Annotated in this window: 4 protein-coding genes and 1 pseudogene; 2 read left to right on the top strand and 3 right to left on the bottom strand. The window is 60.9% G+C overall.

Translation table 11 applies throughout. The features are described 5' to 3' along the window. Positions 1-1,102, top strand: a 1,102-nt coding sequence (locus G6N74_RS31340; protein WP_165121696.1) for a calcium-binding protein, incomplete at its 5' end; no start/stop codon positions are given. Continuing rightward, positions 1,099-1,572, top strand: a complete 474-nt coding sequence (gene tolA, locus G6N74_RS30235; RefSeq protein WP_246246080.1) for a cell envelope integrity protein TolA — start codon at positions 1,099-1,101, stop codon at positions 1,570-1,572. The genes G6N74_RS31340 and tolA, both read left to right, overlap by 4 nt. Positions 1,573-1,614: 42 nt before the next feature. On the opposite strand, the pseudogene G6N74_RS30225 reads toward tolA, so the two are convergent. From G6N74_RS30225 to G6N74_RS30215, 3 genes and pseudogenes are all read right to left on the bottom strand, one after another. Further along, positions 1,615-2,477 (bottom strand): annotated as a pseudogene (locus G6N74_RS30225) (bestrophin family protein). 407 nt (positions 2,478-2,884) lie between these two features. Next, positions 2,885-3,127, bottom strand: coding sequence for a hypothetical protein (locus G6N74_RS30220; protein WP_165121693.1), 243 nt, complete (start codon positions 3,125-3,127; stop codon positions 2,885-2,887). A 189-nt stretch (positions 3,128-3,316) separates the two neighbouring features. Further along, the gene (locus G6N74_RS30215; protein ID WP_165121692.1) at positions 3,317-3,982 is read right to left on the bottom strand and encodes a TetR/AcrR family transcriptional regulator; all 666 of its coding nucleotides are present in this window, start codon (positions 3,980-3,982) and stop codon (positions 3,317-3,319) included. Positions 3,983-4,891 lie beyond the last annotated feature (909 nt).

Below are 4,891 nucleotides of genomic sequence, written 5' to 3'. Positions count from 1 at the left end.
TCTTGGCGGTGCGGATACGTTGATTGGCGGACTGGGTTCGGACACGGCCGACTACACCGCATCGACGGCAGGCATAATCATCAACCTGGAGGCAGGAACAGCCGCCGGCGGCCATGCCGAAGGCGATACGCTGACCGGCATCGAGAACCTCACCGGCTCGGCCTTTGACGATACGCTGACCGGCACCGATGCCGGCGCGAACACCCTAAACGGCGGGGTCGGCAACGATCTGCTCGACGGGCTCGGCGGCAACGACACTTTGATCGGCGGACTGGGCGACGACATCTTCTTCGTGGACGCAGCCGGCGACCAGGCGATCGAGCTGGTGGGCGAAGGCACCGACACGGTGCGCTCCTCCGTCTCCTGGACGCTGAGTGACAACATCGAGCGTCTGGAGCTTCAGGGCGTCGGCAACATAAACGCCGTCGGCAACATTCTGGACAACACCATCGTCGGCAATGCCGGCAACAACACGATCGACGGCGGGTTGGGCAACGACACGCTGATTGGCGGAACCGGCGATGACATCTACGTTGTCTCCTCGAGCGGGGATCGGATCATCGAGGTAGCCGGCGAAGGCCGCGACACGATCCGCTCCTCGGTCGACTGGACGATCGGCGCCAACATCGAACGCCTCGAGCTGCAGGGCACCGGCAACCTGACCGGAAACGGCAACACGCTTGCCAACACCGTCGGCGGCAACAGCGGCAACAACATCCTGCGCGGCGGCGCCGGCAACGATACGCTTGCCGGCTATCTCGGCAATGACCGCCTGGTCGGCGGGGAAGGCAAAGACACATTCGTCTTCAACACGGTGCTCGGATCCAACAATGTCGACACCATCACCGACTACAATGTTGCCGACGACATGATCCAACTGGACAAGGGCATCTTCTTCGGCCTGGCGGCGGGCTGGTTGTCAGCGGCGGCATTCCACATCGGCACTGCCGCGCATGATGCCAGCGACCGGATCATCTTCAATTCGACGACGGGCGGGCTTTTCTTCGACAAGGACGGCATCGGCGGCGCTGCCGCAACCCAGTTCGCCACCCTCCTGACACCCGGACTGGCGATGAATGCGGGTGAGTTTTTCGTCGCATGACCGCTGCACGGCGCCACCCTGGCAGCATGCCAGGGTGGCGATTCACGGCTGATCTATTCCATGTTACGCAATTCAGACCAGCAGAGTGGAAAGGGCTGCAGATGAAAAACATCATCATACGGATTTCGGCTGCCGGATTGATCCTTATGGGACCGCTCGCAGCGCAGGCCGAACCGCTCAAAACCATGGATGAAGTCGGAGCGGCAATCCAGGCATGCTGGAAGTTCCCAACCGATATCAAGAATTCGTCGGTCACCCTGAGCTTCAGCCTGAAGCGTGACGGTTCCTTGATCGGCGCTCCCAAACCGACCGCTATCAACGTGGAAGGCGACGAGAAGGCACGAACGACATTTGTCGATACCGCAATCAAGTCCCTGCAGGCCTGCCTTCCGTTGAACCTTTCACCGGCGCTTGCGAATGGCATTGCCGGAACCATTTACACGATGCGGTTCGCAACTCCCGGCAACTGAAAGTTCTGATCGGCGGCACTGCGGCGAAGCGCAGCAGCGCGCTCACGAATAAAAATACTTCTCCGGCTTGATCATTTCCGGCGGCGTTTCGCCGAGCGCCTCGAACACCGAGATCTCGCAGACGCGGCAGAGCCCGTCGAGCGCGAGGTCGTTGGCCTGCGTGCCGAACGGATCTTCCAGTTCCTCCGACAAGGCATCCAGCCCGAAGAAGGAATAGGCGATCAGTGCGGTAAACAGCGGCGTGCCCCAGCCGGCCGAAAACGCCAGCCCGAACGGCAGCAGGAGACAGAAGATATAGGCCGAACGCTGCAGCAGCAACGTATAGGCAAAGGGCAGCGGCGTGCCGGCAATGCGCTCGCAGCCGGCCTGAAGTGCTGCAATGCCCGACAGTCGCTCGTCGAGGATACGCAATCCATCGCCTCGATACGGCCCTCCGCCTTCAGCGCGGCTATCCGGCGTCCCATGCGCCGCACCATCTCGTCAGGGCGATTGCTGGCAGTGAGCACGCCGTCCAGCTCATCGCCGATGAAACCGCGCGCTTCGCCGCTGGCATCGACATTGCGCAGATGCCCGCGCAACAGGTGGCAGAAGGCCAGCACTTCCATCAGGATCGGCCGCGCCTCCTTCGTCTCGCCCGGCACCAGCGCCAGCACGGCGCGCGAAAAATTCCTGACGTCGAAGACGAGCTGGCCCCACAGCTTGCGTGCCTCCCACCAGCGGTCATAGGCAGCATTGTTGCGGAAGCCGAGATAGATCGACAGCGTCACGCCAAGCAGGCCGAAGGGTGCAATGTTGTAGCCGTCGAAGGAGATGCCCGACGCCTTCACGCCCGCCACCACAAGGGCTGCATAAATGCCGAAGCCGATGATCTGCGGCGCGATGCGCGGAACGATCGATCCGCGCATGACGAAGAACAGTTTCAGCAATCCAGGACGGGGACGGACGATCATTTTTTCTTCCGCTTTCTGGCAGTACGGCCTTATCGCCAACAAGGCTGGCGCGGGCCTTGCTGCACCGCAAAATAGACGATCGATCCTGTTCTCCGATAGGCCCCGAACGTCACGATATGACGGAACCATGATACTGCGCTTAAGCGCGTCGATATCGAGAGGTTGCCGCACCACATCACCGCCGAATTCGACTGCGCTGGCACAACCCGAAGCGCGGCATGCTCTCACCCGCCATGCTCAGCCTTCCACGAAAGCGCGAGCCGCGTCGCCTGACTAATGGCTCCAGACGCAAAAAGAGCGACGGATAAAATCCGCCGCCCTTTTCGTACTGCAACCTTGGGGAGGGTTGCGGGAGGATAAAATTACTTGGCTTTGGCCTTCGGCTGGACCGCCGCAGCGCCGGACGGCTGGACCGAACTCTTGATGGACTTCTGCTTGATCGACCCCGTCGAGGAATAATCGAGGCCCTTGGCGGGCTTGCTCGCAACAGTCGCGTCGAGGCGCGGAGCGGCAATCGGATACTGCAGGGTTGCGGCGAAATCAGTGGCGAAGGCGCTGCCCGAAAGGGCGAGAACCGCGGCCAAAGCGAGAGCTGTCTTCTTCATCGTCTTTCTCCGTAGGTTTCTATCTTTTTCGTACATGTACGTTACGATGAACATGTACGCTCGCCATCATCGATCTTCAAGGGAAAATTGTACGCGTACGAAAATACTGCGATCACGTTTGATTGATCGCATCCGAGGCAGATGGTTTCGATGTTGATTGGGGGACGGGCGTCTAGGCGCGGGAGAGAACTAGCAGCGCTCTTCCGGCGGGGTCAGGGCGCCGATCTCGCGCGACATCAGTCCGGTGAGCGCCACATCCATGGAGGTGCGGAGAAAGGCTTCACGCTCGCCGAAGGGATAGTGCGGGAAGGTGATGAGCAGCGACACGGTGCCATGCCCGTAGCTCCACAGCAGCGTCGCGATCGCATGCACATCACCCCTGAAGATGCCGGCGTCGATGCAGGCCTGGACCCGCTTGAGCAGTATCTGCATGGCGGGATTCTGTTCCTTGATCTGCTGGATCTCCTCCTCGCTCGCCCCGAGAGGATGATTGTGGTCGCCGGTCATGAACACGGTCCGGTACTCGTTGGGATTGTCGAGCGCGAAGAGCGTGTATTCCTCCATCATTTTGTGGAGGGCAGCCATCGGATCCGCCGGCGTGTCCTGCTCCATGCGCCGCGCCAGGTTCCTGTAGGCATCTTCGGCAAGCGCCAGCAGGATTTCGTGCTTGTCGGCGAAATAGGAATAGACCGACATCGTCGCGTAGCCGACCCGCTTGGCAAGCTTGCGGATGGTCAGGCCATCATAGCCCTCCTCCTTCACCAGCGCATGGGCGGCCGCCAGAAGCTCCGCACGCAGTTCCGCCTTCTGGCGCTCGCGCCGGCTCTGGACATTGATCGGGGTGTGTTCGGTCATCAGGTCCACATTTCGATGGCAAAGCATATACGCTGTACAATAACCCATCAAGCGCACGGAGGTTCCGGGGGTTTTGGTGGGGTACGTCATGCGGAAGCGATCAGGATTTGCGACTGCCAACCGATGATTGGCGGGGCTGAACATGCAGTTCATCCTTGGCGATCGGCATCGACAACCAATCGTCATCCCGGAAACCGGAGCGAAGCGGAGGTTATCCGGGACCTATTGGTCGCAGCATCGTCGGGCGCGGCCCGGTCCTGACGCTGATGAATTCTGCACCGTTGCGTTCTTCTTTGAGGTTCCGGCATGGATCCCCGGGTCTCCGCCCTTCGCTTCGCTCGTGCTACGCCCGAGGATGACGAGGTGGTGGGTGTCGCCGCTAATCGCAAACGTTGTTGACTGCCGCACAGCAGGCGCGGCTACCGCGCCGGAGACGTAACTGCTGCGCGCCAGCGTTGACGATTAGCGAAGACCTAACATGCAGTTCGTCATCCCGGGCGCAGCATGAGCGAAGCGCATGCGGAGACCCGGGATCCATGCCGGACCATCGATGAAGGCTACAGCGGCGCAGAACTGCCGAAGCTGAGACCAGCGGAAAACTGTGGGGGAAAGATTCACCGCAAATTTCAACTCAACCCATTGTTTCCACTCACCCCACACATTTTTTCACACCCAATCTTTCCCCACCCCAAAACACCTCCCGCATAATCCCCCCATCGCTCCTGCGGGACCGGGTCTGGAACCGGGATCAAGGGGGAGTGGCGGTGACCTCCCGCCCTGGTGTGGTAGCCAGGGACCCGAGGGCCCGACACAGGTCGGCGTGGAACGAGCACGGCGCAAATGCCACGGCCCAAAACCATGCGGAGAACCCGCGGCGTCTTGTCCATGGAATGTACATGGAGCGGGCGT

Source organism: Mesorhizobium zhangyense, assembly GCF_011045115.1.
In the GTDB taxonomy this organism is placed as follows: Bacteria; Pseudomonadota; Alphaproteobacteria; order Rhizobiales; family Rhizobiaceae; genus Mesorhizobium_M; species Mesorhizobium_M zhangyense.
The sequence above is the reverse complement of the archived record's forward strand: the minus strand, read 5'-3'. Positions and strand labels throughout refer to the sequence as shown.

Excerpts from the sequence above, each read along its gene's own strand:
- tolA (WP_246246080.1), top strand. The coding sequence starts at position 1,099 with ATGACCGCTGCACGGCGCCACCCTGGCAGCATGCCAGGGTGGCGATTC.
- G6N74_RS30220 (WP_165121693.1), bottom strand. The coding sequence starts at position 3,127 with ATGAAGAAGACAGCTCTCGCTTTGGCCGCGGTTCTCGCCCTTTCGGGC.
- G6N74_RS30215 (WP_165121692.1), bottom strand. The coding sequence starts at position 3,982 with ATGACCGAACACACCCCGATCAATGTCCAGAGCCGGCGCGAGCGCCAG.